Source organism: Shewanella mytili (assembly GCF_046765975.1).
Classification (GTDB): Bacteria; Pseudomonadota; Gammaproteobacteria; order Enterobacterales; family Shewanellaceae; genus Shewanella; species Shewanella mytili.
The window spans coordinates 1-20192 of the sequence record NZ_JBKOUD010000014.1 but is presented as its reverse complement, the minus strand read 5'-3'; the positions used below and the strand labels follow the sequence as shown (position 1 = coordinate 20192).

Annotated in this window: 17 protein-coding genes; 7 read left to right on the top strand and 10 right to left on the bottom strand. The window is 49.8% G+C overall.

Annotated features, from left to right (window positions below; translation table 11 throughout):
• Positions 1-17: 17 nt before the first annotated feature.
• Positions 18-1847 carry a glutamine--fructose-6-phosphate transaminase (isomerizing) gene (gene glmS / locus ACIDEJ_RS12725; RefSeq protein ID WP_411988441.1) on the top strand — a complete coding sequence of 610 codons (1830 nt, stop codon included), beginning with the start codon at positions 18-20 and terminating at the stop codon, positions 1845-1847.
• Between the two features lie 194 nt (positions 1848-2041).
• On the opposite strand, the gene ACIDEJ_RS12720 is transcribed toward glmS, so the two are convergent.
• Positions 2042-2350, bottom strand: a complete 309-nt coding sequence (locus tag ACIDEJ_RS12720) for a hypothetical protein (RefSeq protein ID WP_411988440.1) — start codon at positions 2348-2350, stop codon at positions 2042-2044.
• A 74-nt stretch (positions 2351-2424) separates the two neighbouring features.
• Here ACIDEJ_RS12720 and ACIDEJ_RS12715 point away from each other — a divergent pair, with 74 nt between their 5' ends.
• The 3 genes from ACIDEJ_RS12715 (at position 2425) to ACIDEJ_RS12705 (ending at position 6074) form a co-directional block, all read left to right on the top strand.
• Positions 2425-2640 (top strand): hypothetical protein, encoded by a 216-nt coding sequence (locus ACIDEJ_RS12715; RefSeq protein WP_411988439.1) that lies wholly within the window; start codon positions 2425-2427, stop codon positions 2638-2640.
• A 126-nt stretch (positions 2641-2766) separates the two neighbouring features.
• Entirely contained in the window at positions 2767-4629 is a 1863-nt protein-coding gene (locus tag ACIDEJ_RS12710) for an ATP-dependent nuclease (RefSeq protein WP_411988438.1), read from the top strand.
• Between the two features lie 86 nt (positions 4630-4715).
• Positions 4716-6074 carry a biosynthetic peptidoglycan transglycosylase gene (locus ACIDEJ_RS12705; protein ID WP_411988437.1) on the top strand — a complete coding sequence of 453 codons (1359 nt, stop codon included), beginning with the start codon at positions 4716-4718 and terminating at the stop codon, positions 6072-6074.
• 592 nt (positions 6075-6666) lie between these two features.
• Here ACIDEJ_RS12705 and ACIDEJ_RS12700 read toward each other — a convergent pair.
• Together ACIDEJ_RS12700 and ACIDEJ_RS12695 are read right to left on the bottom strand one after the other, a co-directional pair.
• A complete protein-coding gene (locus tag ACIDEJ_RS12700) occupies positions 6667-7143 on the bottom strand; it encodes a Fur family transcriptional regulator (protein ID WP_411988436.1) in 477 nt (158 codons plus the stop codon).
• A 156-nt stretch (positions 7144-7299) separates the two neighbouring features.
• Entirely contained in the window at positions 7300-8499 is a 1200-nt protein-coding gene (locus tag ACIDEJ_RS12695; protein ID WP_411988435.1) for a CobW family GTP-binding protein, read from the bottom strand.
• A gap of 379 nt (positions 8500-8878) precedes the next feature.
• On the opposite strand from ACIDEJ_RS12695, the gene ACIDEJ_RS12690 reads away from it, so the two are divergent.
• Together ACIDEJ_RS12690 and ACIDEJ_RS12685 are read left to right on the top strand one after the other, a co-directional pair.
• Positions 8879-11272, top strand: coding sequence for a TonB-dependent receptor (locus ACIDEJ_RS12690; protein ID WP_411988434.1), 2394 nt, complete (start codon positions 8879-8881; stop codon positions 11270-11272).
• Between the two features lie 33 nt (positions 11273-11305).
• Complete coding sequence (locus ACIDEJ_RS12685) at positions 11306-12673, top strand: 5-methyltetrahydrofolate--homocysteine methyltransferase (protein WP_411988433.1); 1368 nt, start codon at positions 11306-11308, stop codon at positions 12671-12673.
• 137 nt (positions 12674-12810) lie between these two features.
• On the opposite strand, the gene ACIDEJ_RS12680 is transcribed toward ACIDEJ_RS12685, so the two are convergent.
• The 4 genes from ACIDEJ_RS12680 to cysP form a co-directional block, all read right to left on the bottom strand.
• Positions 12811-13959, bottom strand: a complete 1149-nt coding sequence (locus tag ACIDEJ_RS12680; protein ID WP_411988432.1) for a sulfate/molybdate ABC transporter ATP-binding protein — start codon at positions 13957-13959, stop codon at positions 12811-12813.
• Positions 13956-14816, bottom strand: a complete 861-nt coding sequence (gene cysW / locus ACIDEJ_RS12675; protein ID WP_411988431.1) for a sulfate ABC transporter permease subunit CysW — start codon at positions 14814-14816, stop codon at positions 13956-13958. Before cysW ends, ACIDEJ_RS12680 begins: the two co-directional genes overlap by 4 nt.
• 9 nt (positions 14817-14825) lie before the next feature.
• Complete coding sequence (gene cysT, locus ACIDEJ_RS12670; RefSeq protein WP_411988430.1) at positions 14826-15677, bottom strand: sulfate ABC transporter permease subunit CysT; 852 nt, start codon at positions 15675-15677, stop codon at positions 14826-14828.
• A 69-nt stretch (positions 15678-15746) separates the two neighbouring features.
• Positions 15747-16754: a thiosulfate ABC transporter substrate-binding protein CysP gene (cysP, locus tag ACIDEJ_RS12665; RefSeq protein WP_411988429.1), complete on the bottom strand. Its 1008-nt coding sequence runs from the start codon at positions 16752-16754 to the stop codon at positions 15747-15749.
• A gap of 214 nt (positions 16755-16968) precedes the next feature.
• On the opposite strand from cysP, the gene cysM reads away from it, so the two are divergent.
• On the top strand, positions 16969-17850 hold the full coding sequence (gene cysM, locus ACIDEJ_RS12660; RefSeq protein WP_411988428.1) for a cysteine synthase CysM: 882 nt from the start codon (positions 16969-16971) through the stop codon (positions 17848-17850).
• Positions 17851-17919: 69 nt separating this feature from the next.
• Here cysM and ACIDEJ_RS12655 read toward each other — a convergent pair whose 3' ends face one another.
• The 3 genes from ACIDEJ_RS12655 to ACIDEJ_RS12645 all read right to left on the bottom strand — a co-directional run bounded on the left by ACIDEJ_RS12655 (position 17920) and on the right by ACIDEJ_RS12645 (position 19602).
• Positions 17920-18123, bottom strand: coding sequence for a DUF2061 domain-containing protein (locus ACIDEJ_RS12655; RefSeq protein WP_411988427.1), 204 nt, complete (start codon positions 18121-18123; stop codon positions 17920-17922).
• Between the two features lie 143 nt (positions 18124-18266).
• Positions 18267-19169: a 1,4-dihydroxy-2-naphthoyl-CoA synthase gene (locus ACIDEJ_RS12650; protein WP_411988426.1), complete on the bottom strand. Its 903-nt coding sequence runs from the start codon at positions 19167-19169 to the stop codon at positions 18267-18269.
• Positions 19170-19251: 82 nt separating this feature from the next.
• Positions 19252-19602 (bottom strand): hypothetical protein, encoded by a 351-nt coding sequence (locus ACIDEJ_RS12645; protein WP_411988425.1) that lies wholly within the window; start codon positions 19600-19602, stop codon positions 19252-19254.
• Positions 19603-20192: the final 590 nt, after the last annotated feature.

Below are 20192 nucleotides of genomic sequence, written 5' to 3'. Positions count from 1 at the left end.
TTAATGCAGGAAATAACATGTGTGGAATTGTTGGCGCAGTAGCGCAAAGGGATGTGATGGAAATTCTGCTGGAAGGCCTGAAGCGACTGGAATATCGCGGCTATGATTCAGCAGGCATGGCAGTAATCCACGAGCAGCAACTGGAGCGCATCCGCCGGGTGGGTAAAGTGCAGGAACTGGCTGACGCCCTGGTGCAGCATCCTCTGGCAGGTGGTACCGGTATTGCCCACACCCGCTGGGCCACCCATGGCGAACCCAACGAACGCAACGCCCATCCCCATGAGTCCCACGGCGACATTGCCGTGGTGCATAACGGCATCATTGAAAACCATGCCGAACTGCGCCAGCAGTTGATTGCCAAGGGCTATGAGTTCCAGTCAGACACCGATACCGAAGTCATCTGCCATCTGGTGCATCAGCAACTGCAACAAACCACCTCCTTGCTCAGTGCGGTGCAGGCCAGCGTGAAACTGCTCAAAGGCGCCTACGGCACGGTAGTGATTGACCGTCGCGACAGCGAACGCCTGGTGGTGGCCCGCAGCGGCAGCCCTCTGGTGGTGGGATATGGCCTGGGCGAAAACTTTGTGGCATCTGATCAAATGGCCCTGCTACCGGTCACCCGTTCTTTTTCCTATCTGGAAGAAGGCGATGTGGCGGAAATCACCCGCCGCAGCGTGACGATTTATAACCGTCAGGGCGAGGTGGTGCAGCGGGAAGTGAAGGAATCTGAAATCACCCATGATGCCGGCGATAAAGGCGAGTTTCGCCATTACATGCTGAAGGAAATCCACGAGCAGCCATTGGCCCTGGCCCGCACCATGGAAGGACGCATCGCCCAGGGCGAAGTGCTGGCATCCGCCTTTGGTGATCATGCCGAAGCATTACTGCAAGATGTTCGCCACGTACAAATCATCGCCTGTGGTACCAGCTACCATGCCGCCATGACCGCCCGTTACTGGCTGGAACAGTGGGCCGGCGTGTCCTGCAATGTGGAGATTGCCTCCGAATTTCGTTATCGCAAATCCTTCACCTACCCCAACAGCCTGTTTGTCACCATCTCCCAGTCTGGCGAAACTGCCGACACCCTGGCGGCATTGCGTCTGGCCAAAGAGATGGGATACACCTCGTCATTGACCATCTGCAACGTGCCCGGCTCATCACTGGTGCGCGAATCCGACATGGCCTACATGATGAAAGCCGGTGCTGAAATCGGTGTGGCGTCCACCAAGGCCTTCACCGTGCAACTGGCGGGCCTGCTGATGCTGACCGCCGTGATTGGCCGCTACAACGGCATGAGCGCCGACATGCAAGCCGCCATGGTGCACAGCCTGCAATCACTGCCGGCCAAGGTCGAGCAAATTCTGGGGCTGGATGAAACCATTGCCGGACTGGCCGAAGATTTTGCCGACAAGAGCCATGCCCTGTTCCTTGGCCGGGGTGATCAGTACCCCATTGCCATGGAAGGTGCCCTGAAACTCAAGGAAATCTCCTACATTCACGCAGAAGCCTATGCTTCCGGCGAGCTGAAACACGGCCCGCTGGCGTTGATTGATGCGGATATGCCGGTGATTGTGGTGGCCCCCAACAATGAACTGCTGGAAAAACTCAAATCCAACGTGGAAGAAGTGCGCGCCCGCGGGGGCTTGATGTACGTGTTTGCCGATGTGGATGCCGAATTCGCCTCTGATGACACCATGAAAGTCATCCCCGTGCCTCACTGTGATGAATACATGGCCCCATTGATTTACACCATCCCGTTGCAGCTGTTGTCCTATTACGTTGCCCTGATAAAAGGCACCGATGTGGACCAACCCCGCAACCTCGCCAAATCAGTGACAGTGGAATAGTTTGATAATCAAACAATTATAGGGTTGTGGTCTGACAATTAAGATCTAAAATGGCAGCGTTCACATCGGTACGCTGCCATTTCTAAATCGAAAATGCCCCAAAGCTTGTTTCGCATGACTGAACTAGCTTTGCTTGGTACTGTTCTGTTGACCAAATTTCAGTAATGCTACAAAGTGTCTACTCTTCTAGAGGCTTACCCTTCTCTAGATAATCTTGGTAGTGCTTTTCTAATGCCTGCAAGAATGTTGCTCCACCCAATACGCTCTTTCCAAAGCTTGCCATCAACTATTACTCTGTAGCAGTCAATACGATTGTTTTTATATAACTTTAACGTGTGCGTAGTTGGTATGCCATTGTCGTAATCGGTAATTTCAATAACTCTACGAAGCTCAGGAATTCGTTTAGCTAATACATCACCCTGATCGTATTGTGCTGAAGCATAATTTACTTTACTGTATAATTTACAATAAGTTTTTTGAGTCTTACTAGTGTGTCTATACATGCTTGGCCTCCTACCTTACAAGGTAGCGTACCTTGCAAGGTCTCGCTAATAAGCTGTTATATGTACAGGAAAGTATGTCACCAGATAATCAAATAGTTTTCAAATCACTGATCGGTTACGGCTTATTTTTCTTCGTGATTTGGCTTATCTTGGCTTCGGTTCTTATTTTGACTGGAACTGCTGAAATTTCTGTTAAAGGTTTAGGCACTTCATTCATAGTTTTACAGATTCCAGCATTGTTTATTGCCCTTAAAACCAAGTTACGACTAAATAAAAATCCAATAAAATGAGCAATGTACATATAACAAGTTGCTCAAAAGGACGCAAAACGCTTGGCTTGCGCTCCTTCGTCGCTAATTTTAGCCAAGCATTTTCGCGCCCATTAGCAAGGCGTTATGCATTTATAAAGGATTACGATGACTTTTCCGATTGAATTGAACTCAACTATTCAAAGCCACAATGGTTCATATCAACGAACACTATTTATCAGAGGTGGACTAACTGTATTAATTGGACCTAATGGAAGCGGAAAAACGCATCTTTTAAGAGGTATTAAAAACTCATTACCAGCTCACGTTGCCGGTAAAAAGGTAAGATTTGTTTCTGCCGGTCGAATGGGCTCTTTAGAAAACTTTAGGTCTGATTATGATGGCCACAGATCAGGTCATATCAGATTTGATGATGCTAATTTCGGTTCTAAGAGCGATGTGTCAAGAAGGCATAATATTGAAACTCTGAACGGTGATTTTCAGACACTTTCTGAAAGGGCTGACATACTTGTAAAAGTACAAGAACGATTGAGAAAGTTATTTAAACGTGACTTGATTATTGAATGGGACGGAGGAACTCTCAAAGTCGTATTTGCGCGATTAGATAATGATACACAGCCATATTCATCTGGAAGAGAGGCGTCTGGTTTACTTCATTTAGTTGGTATTCTATCTGCACTATATGATGATGAAGTTGGAGCGCTATTATTGGATGAACCAGAAGTATCCCTTCATCCTCAGCTTCAAGCATTCCTCCTTAACGAAATCGTTGAGGCTTCAGGCCACCCAGACGAAGGCGGTTTCAAAAAAATAATAATAATGGCGACGCATTCAACTGAAATGCTCAAAATCTCTAAATGTGAAGATCTCTCCTCATTAGTATTTTGCCATGACTTAGACACACCGCCCACCCAAGTTGACCCATCGGCTGGTGAGTTGCAAAACAGAAAGTTACAAACTTTAGTAGCTAGATTAGGGCAGGAGCACAAATTATCATTATTTTGTAAACGGCCTCTTCTTGTTGAAGGGCCTTCTGATGCTTTGCTATGTAGTTTTCTATCCCATAGATTGGAATATCATCTGGAAGCGGCTGGTTCACAAATACTTCCTGTTATAGGTACAGGGCAAATGCCTGTTGTATCCAAGTTTATGAAATTATTAGGTAAAAAGCCTATTGTTCTCGCAGATGCAGATGCATTTGCAGATGGGCTTGAGTTAGCAAATAACCTTCTTACTGGCTGTGAAAAATCTGATCAGAAAGCTGCCTTATCGGGGGCTTCATCTGCCTCTAGTCTAGTTACGAGTATTTATAGAGACTTCTGCAGTTTGGTGACTGAAAAATGGAATGAAATATCTAGTCATTCGATGCAACATCCTTACTGGATCAATAAGAAAGATATTGATGAGTCTCTGGCTAAAAGACGGTCATGCTTTTCAACTATTTTCGAACTTGATGAAAGTGCTTTAGCAGACTTAGTTTCTGGATCTGACTGGATAGCAATGAAGAGACGACTAGAGGCAGCTCTTGATATTTTAGAATTTGCCGGTTGCTTTATTCTCCGTCGTGGAGCAATTGAATCATATTATCAATCATCAGACCGGCTTACCTCTGAAGGTAAACCTAGTGCTGCTGTAGATGAAATTGATTTCTTAGAAAATCAGAATAATGAGAATATCATCTCTTTCCTTCCTGAGGTCGTTAGGTGTATTGAATACGCTTCGCAGGGCGAGAAAATCAATGAAGCTGAATCCTTGAGGGATGTACTTCTTTCGATTGCAGCTCCAGCAATGGCTAAGTTGAATTCTGGCACTAATACCCAAGACATTAGAATTCTGGCTAAAACTATTCTCAGAGAAAGAGCAGCAATATTTGATCTCGAAATAGAAAATAACAAGCTGGTAATTAAAATGAATAGCAAAATACTTAATGTCAGCGGTTTTCCCATGACCTTCGAACCAGGTGATGACGTGGTTCGAGTTATTGGACAATCACTGCAGTCCAATGCATAACAAGTTGCTGCACACGGAAAAATTACTCGCTGCGCTCCCAATTTTCCGGTGAGCAAAGCGTTAAGCAATAAAATGGAAATCGTACATTGATCGAAGAAGACTATAAACAAGGATGGCGACAGCACTTTCCTACTTACCATTTTGATGATCGCGATATTGCTTTAGAGGAGTATAAGGTTTCAGCCAAGAACCTAGAGTCAGAAGAAAGGGTTTTTCTAAACGCATCAAATGTGACGCTTGTTTCATCGGCTGCATTAGGGTCGTTATTGGTTGGTTCTTCAAGCCAACTAATAAGCGTTTTTAGTGGAGTAATTCCACCGTACATTATTTCATTAATTTTATTGTCTATAATTATTGGGTTCTCATTTATAAGTCTAAAGTATTTTTCTGACCGACAAAGGGCAATTGTTTTTTCCGGAAGAAAGGTCATTATATTGAGGCGAATGCTGGGGTTAAGTTACGGAAATGTCCAGCTCTTGCTGCCCAACTGGAGAATCGAAGGAGCGGATCAGCCGCTTGCTCTGAGATTATTCCCCGGTTGGCTAACATATGCGGCTTACCCTTTCTGGATTATTTCAATTATTTCAAGCTCGGTAGTATTATTCTTGAGCGCCTACTTTATTAAACAGAATCCTGGTATTATTCCAACGGAAATTAATTCAATTTTTATTTTGTTAATGGGATTTCTCTGGTTTTTAACTGCAATGGTTATCTATCGGTTATCTTTGTTAGATACTCATGAAACATCTCGGCTTCTATTTTATAAGTTCTTATCTAGAATCATAGGGCTGCCATTAACTGAAAATACTGAGTACATCGCATATCGAGCTAAATTGGCAGTCTATGAAACTGACAGGCTCAAAATATCTACCATAAATATCAAGAAGTTTCTCGTTTTCATTGAGGATAAAGACTTCTATAGTCACTCTGGAATTAGCTATAAATCGCTTGCTCGAAGTTTATTAGGCTTGATTAATCTTAAGCCAAGATCCGGAGGTTCAACCATTGTGCAGCAGCTTGTGCGAACGCTATTTATTACAGATTTAAGCAAAACAAAAAGGCGTAAATTTATTGAGTTGGCATTGGCACCGTGGATTACGAGCGTTTTTAGTAAAGATCTAATTCTAGATATTTATATCTCGTCCGTGCGCTTCGAGCGTCGATGCTTTGGTGTTGTCGCAGCCATGAATCACTTCTGGGGTAATACAGAGAAAAACCCAACTAATGCGCAAGCTTTCTTTCTCATTGAAAGGGTAAGTAATATTCGGTCAAAATTGCTTGTTAATAAAATAATTGAAACAGTTAGATCTGCAAAAGAGAACGGGCTATTGATCGATGACGATATAAAGAGCCTTGTTAATTTATACTATGATGCTGTAGAAAGGGGTAAAATCACAGCAGATCAAACCGAATTACTTAAATTGGCTGAAGGTGTAAGTGCTTAACAAGTCAATCAACTACGCGCCTTCGGCGCCGGACGCAGCGAAGCTGCGCCGGTTATTGAGGCGTTAGCCCATAAAAATTCCTATCTGAAATTCGCCTGATTTAGCCACCGTCCTAACAAACTTTTGTCCAAAAAGGTGTTGAAAGGGCAACCTTTCTAGCCCCGCTATTTCTGGCGCAATTCTGTTTAACTGAAGCTATCGACGTTGACTAAATGCTCAAGGGCGCTTTTCATTTTAAAAGCAGTTGCTGTTGATAGCCTCAAAGGGATGAAAGATAACTTGTTTCGCTGGTAATTGAACTGTACTAGTGTGATTACGTCAAAATTGCTCGGTAATTATATCGCCTGTATCCCTTGGTAATCACACTAATACAAAGAATTTAGCTCAAATCTAATCTGACGAAGGCACCAGTAAACGGGGTAACTGTCAGATCAGGTCTGAGCTAGTACACTTGAAACACACCTGAAGTAATCCAACAAGTTAGAAGCGTTAGTTCAACCGATTTAGGAAGCCAAGCCTCTTGGAAGGCACTGAGATGCTCCCTTGCAACCTGCAATGCGGTATGTGAGGGAGCCCATTTTGAAATGAATGATCACGCATCCGAAGACAGGCGGGCGGCGCAGGCATCGCAGATGCAATCGAATTCCAACTGTTTGTTTTTGAACTGGAAGCCGGCCTGGTTGATGCTTTTTTGCAGGCCGTGAAAAATGTCACGGGTAAGTGGCACTTCTTTGATGGTCTGGCACTGATTGCAGATAAGAAACATGGTTGAGGCGTGATGCTGATGTTCGTCATCATCCAGTATGTGGGAGCATGCGGCGAATTTGTTGACCAAACTCAGTTTGTGCGCCAGGTGCATGGATTGCAGGAATTCCAAAATACGATACACCGACATTACCGGAATATTCTCGCCAAGCTCGTTTTTGCAGTAATCTGCCAGTTCGTAGGCCGACACCGCTTTGCCGGATGCCAACAGGCCCGCAAGTACAATTTGGCGTTTGTGAGTAAATTGTCCGCCTTGGGCTTTGCAGCGCACTTTTGCATGGTCCAGAATACTTTCAACACTCATCATCAATTCACCAACAATTCTTGATACGTGCCTAGTATATAGATTCTTTATCCGGGTTATTAGCCCGTTTGGGCTCAGGCAACAAAATCCCGCGAGAGAAATGACCTTTTGTCGTCTTGGTCAACTTTTGGCAGGTTGTGCAGCAATCGCGGCATTTCACTTGAGCATGGCAAAACGTTGTGGCCAAGGATCTGCAAATTTTCCACCGGCTTGCCAGTGCTCAATTTCAGCATCAGTGAGAAAGCAGGCTGTCAAGGCGTTGCAAAATGCAGCTGTTGCAGCGGCTTCGCCAATCACCGTAAGTTGGCAACGACGATCGCCAAAACGCCCTTTGGTCTTGGCCAGTTGTTGTTGCAGTCTGGCAATTTCCACACTGTTCAGTTTTCCGCTTCTTTGCGCCAGTACACCGATTTTCCAGTAGCTGATGAGTTCCAAATTGATATTTCCCGCCGCTTGATTCCATAGCAATGCCATGTCATCCCGCGTTGGAAGCCAGAAAAACCCCTTGCTGCGATAAATCCCTTGCCCCAGGTGATGGTGACAGGCATCCCATAGGCGTTGGGGGTGAAAAGGCCTGTCATCCGCGATTACTTGGTGGCAAGGTTGTTGGGGATTGTGGCTGGCTTGCAGGCTTTGCTGCACTTCTTCACGCAGTTCAGCAATCAGGGTGCTGACCCGTTGAAAATCATAAGCGGGCGCATTAAGCAAGCCATCCAGGGACAGGTTACCCCAAGATACCGCCGTGATTGCCACGTAAGGATTCAGCGGATGGATGGCTTGGGCAATCAACTGCAGTTGCCCGGAGGAAACCTTGTCATGTTTGCTCAAAAGCAGTTGGCTGGAAAACATGATCTGTTCCGCCAGCAGGTTTTCCGTGGCACGGCAGCCCTGTTGCAAGCGCTGTTGCAGGGCGGGGATGAACTGTTGCCCATTGGCATAATCTTGCGCCAACATCGAGGCATCCACCACCGTGAGAATGCTTGTGAGCCTCACATCTTGATGCCACTGTAGATATTCAACCAGAGGCAGCGGGTGACTTGCGCCTGAAGTCTCCAATATGATCAAGTCTGGCCGGCCTTGATGCACAAGCTCTTCAATTGCCTCGGCCAGTTTTTGCATGCCTTGGGGACTGCTAATGCTGCATCCGGCGATGGTTACAAAGTTACCTTTTGCCGAGCTCACCCATTCCGTATTGGCGATGACCACCCCATCTACATCCAGCGTGCTCATGTCGTTCACGATGACGCTTATCGCAACATGCTGCTGGTGGGCCTGTTGTAGCAGGTTTCTTAGCAGTGTGGTTTTGCCGGCACCGAGGAAGCCACTCAAAATGATAAGCGGAGTTTTGTTATTCATGCTTGTTCATGGCTCCCAATGTCATATTTCAATCACCAAAGCGTTATATCATAACATTTTGATGATTTTCCCGGTAAGCGGATTACGGAGAGGATGACACTGTAAGCCGATACATCGTGAATGACGTTTGATGCCGAGCATCTTTTGCCCGGTAATTTCCCCACCCTTAAACCAGCATGAATTTTTTGATTTGCAATCACATGTTATGTTATAACATTATTTTTAAAGCGTTCATAACCCGCATTTGATAGGTAAGATGCTGTTTTTAATTGTAAATATGTTTTCAAATTAAAAATGGCAGTTAGCGCTTTTATCCATACTGCACTGCCACATTGCGTCATACGGTTCGAATTTAGCGTGCGTTATTACGGAGAACAAAATGTTAAAACCCAGTCGTCTTGCCATATTGATCAGCATGGCATTGCCTTTCGCCGCATCTGCACAAAGCCTTCAAGGACAAATCACCCATCCGGACGGAAAGCCCATTGGCGGCGCCATTGTTGAGATAAAAGCGAAAAACATTACGGTGACAGCGGATGCGTCCGGCCAGTTCAGTATTCAAGATATTCCCGCCGGGCAATATGAATTTCATGTTTATGCTCCGGGATTCGCGCACTTACACCAGAAAGTGTCCGTTGTTGATGCCATAAGCCGGCAGCAGTTTCAGTTGCAGCGCTCATCCATTGAGGTCATTGATGTGGTGGCAACGCCCATGCACATGTCGACCATGGAGTCCGCATCGCCAGTGAGTGTGCTTGCGGGTGACGCTTTGCGACGGGAGCAATCAGCCACCTTGGGCGATACCCTGGAGAAACTGCCGGGTGTTCAATCAAATTTTCACGGTAATGTGGCAAGCACCCCCATTATCCGCGGCTTGAGTGGCCCGCGGGTACAGATTGCCCAAAATGGGCTGGATGTCAGTGATGTGTCACGGGTGGGGCCTGACCATTCCGTTGCCGGCGAGGCTTCTACCGCACAGCAAATTGAAGTCTTACGTGGCCCGGCCACCTTGTTTTATGGCAGCGGCGCCATTGGCGGCGTAGTGAACATTGTTGACAATCGCATCCCCACAAACAGTGACACGCGTGGCGAGTGGCTACTGGAGACGGACTCGGTAAATGATCAGCGGTTAGGCTCATTTAATGTTACCAGCGGCACGGAAAACATTGCCGTGTATGCCGACGGTTACTGGCGAGAGTCCAACGACTATAAAACCCCTGTGGCGGCAGATGCGGATGATCCGCAAGGCGAGCATTTCGTTGCCAATAGTGGTGAAGAGTCCAATGGTTTCACGCTCGGGGCCAGTTACCTGATGGATGATGGTTATGTTGGCGTAGCGGTGGAGCAATTCAACCGGGAATACGGGATCCCTGGCCATACACATGGCGGTGATGAACATGACCATGATGATGCAGCCGAGCATGTTTATGCGGACCTGGATCAAACAAAAATCCAGCTCATCGGAGAATACAATGTCAATGGCGACTGGCTTGAACGCCTGTTGTTCAGGGCCGGCCATACCAAGTACGAACATGCTGAAATCGAGCATGGCGCAGTAGGTACGGTGTTTAAAAACAAGACCGATGAATTGCGTCTTGATTTTCTTCACGCAGCATTTGCTGATTGGCAGGGCGGCATTAGCTTTCATTATAAAAAAAGTGATGTCGCGGCCCAGGGGGACGAGGCTTTTACCCCGCCATCCGAGTTTGAAATGCAGGCGTTAGCGCTGATGGAAGAGCGCCGCTTTGGTGACGTTTTATTGCAACTCGGTGCGCGGGTTGAGCGGGTAACCCTGGATGCGAATACGGTGAAATTACCCTCATTGGCCGCCCATTCCCATGATGAGGGGCACGATGATCATGACCATGATCACGGCGAGGCACTTACCCGCGTGTTTGACGTATCGCAAAAATTCACCCCCATCTCCCTTTCAGCCGGGTTGGTGTGGGATTTTACCCCCGGATATAACCTGGGGATTGCCGTATCCCGTTCACAACGGGCGCCATCAGCTTCTGAGCTGCTTTCATTTGGCCCCCATATTGGCACGGGGAGTTACGAAGTCGGGGCCTTGTTCGGCCTGACTGGCGAGGAGGAACCGGCCATCGGTTTATCGGACACCGACATAGCGCTGGAAACCGCCAACAACATTGACCTGACCTTGCGTAAAACCGAGGGCGATGTCGGTTTTGTTATCAACGCTTTTTACAATCAGGTAGATAACTATTATTACCAAATCGACACCGGGCTTTATGCCGAAAGCGGTCACCATCACGGTGATGAAGGCGGTGAGGAACATGCGGATCATGACCACGCCGCAGAACTGCCGGTGTACCTGTTTCAAATGGCAGACGCCACGCTGCACGGCTTTGAAGCACAAATTTCATGGCAGGTAACTGACGATTTCAAGGCCTCGGTGTTTTCCGATTATGTGCGTGCCAGATTGCAAAACGGCGGCGGCGACCTGCCTTACACGCCACCGTTGCGCTACGGCTCCCGTTTCAGCTATCTGCATGAGGGCTTTGCGGCCGACCTGGATATCACCCGTTACGGCAAGCAAGATCGCATAGCGGCTTATGAAACCCCCACCGACGGCTACACGCTGGTGGATGCTTCCGTGTCATACAGCACTTACGTACTTGCCCAGGACATCACTTTTTATCTCAAAGGCAGCAACCTCACCAATGAAGCCGCACGGGTTCATTCGTCATTTCTGAAAAATATCGCGCCACGGCCGGGACGCAGTATCGCCGTGGGCTTACGAGGTTCGTTTTAACCCATTCTCATTAAAGCATTAAAGGAATTATTCATGACAACTATGAAGATGAGCTATATGGCGGGCTTGGTGAGCATGCTCATGCTAACGGGGTGCGGTGACGCCAAAACCACCATTGTGGAGCAACCCGCCATTGAAGCTGCTGATGAACATGATCATGATGATGCACAAGTGGCTGGCGGGCGTCTTTCGGTACTTGCGGCTGACAGCAACCAGGTTGCCGTGTTCGACATTGCCAAGGCAAGCCTGCTAGACACTTTCAGCTTAAGTTATGGCGGTGGCGCACTGTCGGCCTCTGCCGGTGCCCGCTATGCCGTTATCACCCATAAGGATAACGGCTTAATCGAGTTTGTTGATGGTGGCTTGTGGCAAGAAGATCATGTGGATCACGCGCATGATTACAGTGAAGCCCCGGCGTTAAGCTCGTTTAATTTAAGCGGTACTTCGCCTGCCCACCTGGTGGCCCATGACGGGCAACTGGCCGTATTTTTTGATGGTAATGCCGCCAGCGCCGTGCCCGCCAAAGTACAGGTGTTAACCGATACGGACATTGCCGCAGCGCGCCGCGATATTCCTACCCTGGATTACACCATTAACATGCACGGCGTGGCCGAACCCCGGGGTGATGCACTGCTTGCAACCGTGCGGCGCGATGATGTGGAAAGTGAATCCGCCAATCCGGTATTGCCCGATACCGTAGGCGTATTTCACGCCCATGACGGAGCGTATGAATTAACGCAAACCCTGGATGTGCGTTGTCCCGATTTGCATGGCGCTGCCCAGAATGAGGATCATGTGATCTTTGGCTGCAGTGATGGCGTATTGCTGGCGCACCAGCATGATGACCACTTTCATGCTGAAAAAATCGCTAACCTGGCGGCGTTAGGTGAGCGGCGTGTTGGCGCGCTGTATGCCCATCATGACAGCGATGACATTTTTGGGGTGGCATCACAAAAAGGCAGTAACGCCATGCTGGTGGCCATCTCTGCTGCCCATGAAACAATGGAACTGGTTGACTGGCAGGGGCAAGACGGTGCCAACCCCTTGGCTTATGGGTTTTCAAGCAGTGGTGAACGCTTCATGGTGCTGGATGATCACGGGTATCTTTCCGTATTGACTGCCCATGAACATGATGATCACCATCACTGGGAAATGACTCAGCGCATTGCCATTACAGAGCAAGACCTTGGCGCCATGCCTGCGGGATTAAGCTTTTCCATGGCCATCGCCCAGGATGGCGAGTATGTGTACATCAGCGACCCCATTGCACAACATGTGCTGCAAGTGGATATCGTCCATGGCAGCATCGTGAGTGATATTGAGCTGGATTTCGTGCCAGCGGCCGTTAGCTGGTTAGGCGTACCCGTTGAGCATGATGACGAGGCGTCCCATAGCCACTAATGCATTAGCCACTAATGCGTTGATTGAGTAAAAACAGGCGCTGCGGCAGTCAAATGTCGGCAGGGCCTGTTTTTATGTGGGCCGGTAACCATTGAAATTCAACCCATTGGCTTAGACGTCGTCATCCAGGCCGATGCTTAAATATCAAATGCCAGTATCCCTTTTGGCAGAAATGGCCAGTGGATTTTTACCGGGGCGCTGGCGTGCGGCGTGTCTGCAGGGGGCTGCGCCCCGAAAAAGTAACCTGTGGTGGGGGTGGCAAACACCTGACTGCCCCGGGTAATGGCAAGCTCCTGCAGTTGCTGATGAGCCAAGCGGGCTTCCCATAATGTTTCACTGAGCCAGCCACGGGGTGACAACTCTACCCGCACTTCGGCGCCAATGGGGGTAATGCTCACCACGGTAAAGGGCAAACATGCCTGGCTGCTGGCTTTGTGCGTGAGCATGAGTTCATGGCTGCGCACATAAAGCTGTCCGTCCTGTTGCAAGGCGGGCTGCTCAGGGGGCAGCAAGAACGCGGCACCATTATGCCAGCCTTGCGCGTGCCAGCGGGCGTCAAACACATTGGCATTGCCCAGAAAATCAAATACAAAACGGCTGTTGGGATTGGCATAAAGCTGTGCCGGGGTGTCGATTTGCTCGATACGCCCGTGACTCATGACCACCACCCTGTCAGACAGTTCCAGTGCTTCATCCTGATCATGGGTGACAAACACGCTGGTGAATTTAAGCTCATCATGCAAGGTGCGCAGCCAGCGGCGCAGCTCCTTTCGCACTTTGGCATCCAGTGCGCCAAAGGGTTCATCCAGCAGTAACACCTCCGGCTGGGTTGCCAGCGCCCGGGCCAGGGCAATGCGCTGCTTTTGTCCGCCGGAAAGCTGCTCCGGGTAGCGCTGGGCCAAATGCCCCAGTTGTACGGTTTCCAGCAACTGGGCCACGCGCTGGGCGATGACCGCGGCTGCTGGCCGCTGTTTCTTGGGCATTACCTGCAGGCCAAAGGCGACATTGTCGGCCACTGTCATGTGGCGAAACAGCGCGTAATTTTGAAATACAAACCCCACTCGCCGCTCCCGCACGTGTAGCCGGGTTACCTCGCGTTCGCCAAAATGGATGGTGCCGTCATCAGCGGTTTCCAGTCCGGCAATAATGCGCAGCAAGGTGGTTTTGCCGGAGCCAGATGGCCCCAGCAAGCCCATCATTTCGCCTTGGTGAATGGTCAAATCCAGTGGCGAAAGCGCCGGGAAGCGGCCAAATTGTTTGGCAATGTTGCTAAGACGAATACTCATACACGACTCGGTTGGTGATGGTTGGACAGGCTGCGTTGCTGCCGCCATTCCACAAGGGCTTTCAGCAGCAGGGTCAACAGGGCGATAAGGGCCAGCAGCGAGGCGCTGGCAAATGCGGCTTCTGCCTGATAGTCCTCGTACAGCAGCTGTACATGCAAAGGCAAGGTGTTGGTTTCACCGCGAATGTTGCCCGAAACCACGGCAACGGCGCCAAATTCCCCAACGGCTCTGGCATTGGTGAGAATAACTCCGTAAATCAATGCCCATTTGATGTTGGGCAGGGTGACCCGGCGAAACAGCTGCCACCAGGAGGCGCCCAGAATCACGGCGGCTTCCTCTTCGGCGCTGCCCTGCTGTTGCATCAGTGGAATAAGCTCTCTGGCAACAAACGGACAGGTCACAAACAGGGTGACCAGCACGATTCCCGGCCAGGCAAACATGATTTGCAAGTCTCGGGCAAACAGCCATTGGCCGAGCCAGCCGCTGTTGCCGTACAGCAAGAGATAAAGCAAACCGGCAACCACCGGGGAGACGGCAAACGGAATGTCTATCAGCGTCATCAGCAGTTTGCGGCCGGGAAATGCAAAGCGGGTGACACACCAGGCCAGTAAAATGCCAAACAGCAGGTTCAGCGGAATGGTCAGCGCTGCCACCATCAGGGTCAAGCCTATGGCATGCAGCGCATCCGGCTGGCTCAGATGCTGCAGGTAACGTTGCCAACCGCTGGTAAGCGCCTGCTGAAAAATGGTCAACAGCGGCAGTAACAGCAACAGTGCGCTCAGTAACACCGCCAGAGTGACAAGTCCCCATTTTATCAGCGCGCCATCCCCGATACGTGATGCTTTATGTGTGTGCATGGCCGGCTCCTAATGCGCGTGAATGCGGCGCAGATAACGCCCCTGCCACAAGTTAATCAGCAGCAGTAAAGTGAGCGACGTGAGCAGCACCACCGATGCAATGGCACTGGCACCGGCAAAATCAAATTCCTGGAGCCGGACAAAAATCATCAGCGAGATGATTTCGCTGACATAAGGCATGTTGCCAGCGATGAAGATCACCGCGCCAAACTCCCCCAGGCTGCGGGTAAACGACAGCGCCATGCCCATCATCAGTGCCGGCCATAACGCGGGCAGAATAATCCGCCGAAAAATGGTGCTGTCGCTGGCCCCCAGAGTCATGCCGGCCTCTTCCTCGTCATTTGACAGGGCTTCCAGCACTGGCTGCACCGTGCGCACCACAAACGGAATGCTGGTGAACATCATGGCCACCATGATGCCCAGCGGTGTATAGGCCACTTTGATCCCCATTTGGGCAAACGCACTGCCGATGTAGCCGTTTTCGGCATATAACGTTGCCAGGGTAATGCCCGCCACCGCAGTGGGTAAGGCAAAGGGTAAATCCACCAGTGCATCCAGCAGCCGTTTGCCCGGAAATTCATAGCGCACCAGCACCCACGCCAGTAACAGGCCAAAACCGCCATTGAGCAGAGACGCCAACAATGCTGCCAAAAGCGTTACCTGGTAACTGGCAACCACCCGCGGGTCGCTTATGACCTGCCAGTATTGGGCTACGCTCATGGTGCTGGTTTGCATGATAAGGCCGGTGGTGGGCAGTAACAGGATGAGGCTGACAAACAGCAGCGATACTCCCAGGCTGATGCCAAACCCCGGCAATACCCGCAGCGGGCGAAACCGGCGGTTAGTGAAAATTAACGACAATATCATCACCTACTTGGAAGCTGGCTGGAGAACGGGCAGTCATCACTGCCCTGATAGTGGGGATGCCCGTTAGCGCGTTAACAGCTGATCGAGCTTGCGGCCATTGGCAAACTGGGTTTTCATGGCGTTATCCCAGCCACCGATAATCTGTTCCACCGTGAGTAACTCTACCGCCGGAAACTGCTTGGCAAATTCGCCTTGCACCTTGGGGTTGTGTACCCGGTAGTTGAATCCCGCCAGCAAGCGCTGCGCATCTTCGCTGTATAAGTAACTGAGGTACGCCTTTGCCAGTGCTTCTGTGCCGTTGCGCCGGGTGTTTTTCTCAATGACCGCCACCGGAAACTCCGCCAGAATGGAGGTCTTGGGCACCACCACCTGATAGTCATCAGCGCCGTATTGCTGGCGGATGTTGTTCACTTCCGACTCAAACGTTATCAGCACATCCCCGATGTTTCGCTCCACAAACGATGTGGTGGCACCCCGTCCGCCGGTATCAAATACCGCCACATTGGCCAGCATGTGGCGTAAGAATTCATCTTGTTGCAGCTGGTGGTCCTTACCGAAGGTTTTCTGGGCATAGCCCAGTGCCGCCAGATAGGTGTAACGAGCGTTGCCCGAGGTTTTGGGGTTGGGGAATACCAGTTTGACGTCTTCTTTGACCAAATCGCCCCAATCATGCACCTGTTTGGGGTTGCCCTTGCGTACCAGAAACGCAATGGTGGAGTAATAGGGGGAACTGGCATTGGGTAACTGTTGTTGCCAGTTGGCAGGAATGAGCTGCCCGCGGTCATGAAGGATTTGCACGTCGGTCACCTGATTGAAGGTCACCACATCGGCGGGCAATCCCTGCAAAATGGAGCGGGCCTGGGCCGAAGACCCCGCATGGGACTGCTTGATAGTGACCGTATTGCCGGTTTGGGCCTGCCAGTGTTTGGCAAACATAGGGTTGTAGGCGCTGAACAGCTCTCTGGCAATATCGTAGGACGAATTAAGCAGCGTTTGCTCTGTGGCTGAAACGCTCAGGGAACTTCCCAAGAGTAGCGGGATGAACAGCGCCTTTATCAATTTCACGGGCATGTGTGGCTCCTTAATCTGGCAATGGCTCGACGTGAGAAGCATTAGATTAATAGGAGTTAATATTTATAATAAATCTAATTTATATATCATTTAGGAATATGTAGTAGCGATTTATTGTAGCCAAAAAAGCACCGGCGGCGTGCCATAACGTCACAATCCCCATAGAATGACGCTTCTGTTCAGTGCCGTTTGATGTGACAAAAAGGACCCTACCGTGCCTGATTTTTCTACCCTTGAAGCCTGTGTTGGCAATACGCCCTTGGTGCGTTTGCAGCGCCTTAACTGCGGCAACAGCCGTGTGCTGGTGAAGTTGGAAGGCAATAATCCGGCAGGTTCGGTGAAAGACCGCGCGGCCCTTAACATGATCCGTCAGGCCGAGTTGCGTCAGGAAATTCACCCCGGTGACCGGCTGATTGAAGCCACCAGTGGCAATACCGGCATTGCGTTGGCAATGGCAGCGGCCATCAAGGGGTATAGGATGACACTCATCATGCCGCAAGATGCCACTCAGGAGCGTAAGGATGCTATGGGGGCTTATGGTGCTGAGTTGGTGTTGGTGGACTCCGGCATGGAGGGTGCGAGGGACTTGGCGTTAAAGCTTCAGGCCGAGGGGCAAGGCAAAGTGCTGGATCAGTTTAACAATCAGGATAATGCCAACGCCCATTACTTGAGTACCGGCCCGGAAATCTGGCAGCAAACCCATGGCCGGATCACCCATTTTGTATCCAGCATGGGCACAACCGGTACCATCATGGGGGTCTCCCGTTATCTGAAAAGCCGCAATCCGGATGTGACCATTGTGGGGTTGCAGCCTGCGCCCGGCAGTGCCATTGCTGGTATCCGCCGCTGGCCAGAAGCCTATTTGCCGGGGATATTTGACCGCTCGCTGGTGGATGTGATCCGGGACGTGGAAGAAACAGATGCCAAAAACACCGCCCGCCTGTTGGCACAGCAAGAAGGGATATGTGCCGGTGTCAGCTCCGGTGGTGCGGTGTTTGCGGCATTAGAGATTGCCCGTCAGCAGCAGGATGCGGTGGTGGTGGCCATGATATGTGACCGGGGCGATCGCTACCTGTCTTCCGGACTGTTTGCCTGAGCTTCGCATGATGGCGGATGTTGGCTGTTGCTGTCAGCGATGACAGGCACACACAAAATGCTTACTCCGCTACACCGGCAAATGAGGCATCATTTGTTGCTTTTTCATCTCGTAGCGCTTCCACACTTTTTCATGGAAATAAAACACCACGGTGTTCACGCTGGGTTCTATCAGTGCAACGGCTCCGCCAATCAGCACGCTACCGGTTAACAGATAAGTAATGGTGAATGCCACACTAAAGTGCAAAACGGCAAATGTCATGGTCTTAATCATAATCTGGTTCCCCCCTTGGTTGATAATTTAATGATAATGATTCTCATTAAAAACAAAAGAGGAAATTCCAGATTAATCCAAACGTTTTTTATGATGGATACCGCAGGCCACGATGTCTGCAGTATCCATATTTTTGGTAATTATCAGTAATACCAAGGGAAATCAGAAAAATCCTGATCCCGTTTTTCCAAAAACGCATCCCGCCCTTCTTGTGCTTCGGCGGTGCCATAAGCCAAACGGGTGGCTTCACCGGCAAACAGTTGCTGTCCCACCAGGCCGTCATCGGGCAGGTTAAAGCCGTATTTGAGCATGCGCATGGCGGTGGGTGACTTGGAATTAATCTCTTTTGCCCAGCGCAGCGCTTCCTGTTCCAGCTCGGCATGGGGCACGGAACGGTTTACCATGCCCATGGCAAAGGCTTCGTCAGCACTGTAGTTAAAGCCGCAGAAGAAAATTTCCCGGGCCCGTTTCTGACCAATCATTTTGGCCAGATAGGCACTGCCATAGCCAGAGTCGAAACTTGCCACATCCGGATCGGTTTGCTTGAACACGGCGTGTTCTTTGGAGGCCAGGGTCAAATCGCACACCACATGCAAACTGTGGCCGCCACCAACTGCCCAGCCAGGCACTACTGCTATCACCACTTTAGGCATAAAGCGAATCAAGCGCTGCACTTCCAAAATATGCAGTCGTCCCATGCGGGCCAAGTCTGCCTTGCCGCCTTCCGCACCTTCATACTTGTAGCCATCTTTGCCACGAATGCGTTGATCCCCGCCGGAAGAAAACGAGTACTGGCCTTTGGCCGATGGGCCGTTACCTGTCAGCAATACACATCCCACATCTGACCATTGGCGGGCATGATCCAGTGCGGTATAAAGTTCATCCACGGTTTTGGGACGAAAAGCATTCAGGCAATCTGGCCGGTTGATGGCAATGCGAACCGTCCCCTGATCCTTGGCCCTGTGGTAGGTCACATCTTCAAAGTCAAAACCGGGAACCTGTTCCCAGCGTTCGGCGTCAAAAATATCTGAAACAAATTGCGACATGGTTGCTGCCCCTAAATAAAAAAAGAAAGTGACCCGAGGTCACTGTCATATGAATAGTATGATGGCCTAAAAGGATAAACGATTAGAAGTTATCACAGATAAACTGCAGATTATCCTTACTGAATACCGGATGGGTCAGCACATTGCCCCTACAGTACTCCGCCTTGAAATCCGCCACTGTATATTGGGATTCCAGCACATGGTTCAGTTCTTGTAGCTCAGCGTTGGACAAACGTTCTGAAAGCGCAGCTTTTAGCTGGGCGTGCTTTTTCTCCATACGGATGATCTGCGTGCCCGTCATCGCATCCAGTCGCTGCTCAATTTTGTTGAGCAACACTTCCGTTGTGGCTATGGGCTCATCCAACGTATGGGTTTGGGTTGCCAAATAATAGATAAGGCCACCAACACCAGCCAAGATAATCCACCCTCTCATATGTTACCTTCCTGCTCACTGCTACATGAGGTGCCTTCATCATACTTTAAGGCCCACATCGATAGTAAGTACAGAATGCCACAACCGTCATCACGGTATTGCTAATTTTTTAGGCACAATTGTCATGATTGCCTACACTCAATAGACGGACGTTCACTTCAATTCCCTGCCAAGGCTGGCCATTCGGCGCATTTTTGCACCCAAATCATTTAACTTTTAAACAGTTGGATGGTTTCTTGAACAAACAAATAAAAACTTTAAATTAGCCCTTGCGCAAACCGTCAAGGGGCCTATAATGCGCACCCACTGACACGGCAACAGCGACACGCTAACGGTGTGACAGGGTTGATTAAACAGCGTAAACGCAGCTTAATCAGCGGCGTTAAAAAAGAGTGGCCAAGCCACTTGACGCCAAAGCGGGAAAGTGTAGAATGCACATCCCTGTTCAGGGTAAACCCTGAATCTGCTCTTTAACAATTAATGAGACAAGCAAATCTGTGTGGGCACTCACAGTGAAGATACATCGACAACGATTTATCTCATTGAAGAGTGTTCTATATAAGAACAGTCATTCATAGAGTCGCTTCTTA

Bases quoted from the DNA above. Each gene is read 5' to 3' on its own strand.
- glmS (WP_411988441.1), top strand. From the start codon at position 18: ATGTGTGGAATTGTTGGCGCAGTAGCGCAAAGGGATGTGATGGAAATT.
- ACIDEJ_RS12720 (WP_411988440.1), bottom strand. From the start codon at position 2,350: ATGTATAGACACACTAGTAAGACTCAAAAAACTTATTGTAAATTATAC.
- ACIDEJ_RS12715 (WP_411988439.1), top strand. From the start codon at position 2,425: ATGTCACCAGATAATCAAATAGTTTTCAAATCACTGATCGGTTACGGC.
- ACIDEJ_RS12710 (WP_411988438.1), top strand. From the start codon at position 2,767: ATGACTTTTCCGATTGAATTGAACTCAACTATTCAAAGCCACAATGGT.
- ACIDEJ_RS12700 (WP_411988436.1), bottom strand. From the start codon at position 7,143: ATGAGTGTTGAAAGTATTCTGGACCATGCAAAAGTGCGCTGCAAAGCC.
- ACIDEJ_RS12695 (WP_411988435.1), bottom strand. From the start codon at position 8,499: ATGAATAACAAAACTCCGCTTATCATTTTGAGTGGCTTCCTCGGTGCC.
- ACIDEJ_RS12690 (WP_411988434.1), top strand. From the start codon at position 8,879: ATGTTAAAACCCAGTCGTCTTGCCATATTGATCAGCATGGCATTGCCT.
- ACIDEJ_RS12685 (WP_411988433.1), top strand. From the start codon at position 11,306: ATGACAACTATGAAGATGAGCTATATGGCGGGCTTGGTGAGCATGCTC.
- ACIDEJ_RS12680 (WP_411988432.1), bottom strand. From the start codon at position 13,959: ATGAGTATTCGTCTTAGCAACATTGCCAAACAATTTGGCCGCTTCCCG.
- cysW (WP_411988431.1), bottom strand. From the start codon at position 14,816: ATGCACACACATAAAGCATCACGTATCGGGGATGGCGCGCTGATAAAA.
- cysP (WP_411988429.1), bottom strand. From the start codon at position 16,754: ATGCCCGTGAAATTGATAAAGGCGCTGTTCATCCCGCTACTCTTGGGA.
- ACIDEJ_RS12655 (WP_411988427.1), bottom strand. From the start codon at position 18,123: ATGATTAAGACCATGACATTTGCCGTTTTGCACTTTAGTGTGGCATTC.
- ACIDEJ_RS12650 (WP_411988426.1), bottom strand. From the start codon at position 19,169: ATGTCGCAATTTGTTTCAGATATTTTTGACGCCGAACGCTGGGAACAG.
- ACIDEJ_RS12645 (WP_411988425.1), bottom strand. From the start codon at position 19,602: ATGAGAGGGTGGATTATCTTGGCTGGTGTTGGTGGCCTTATCTATTAT.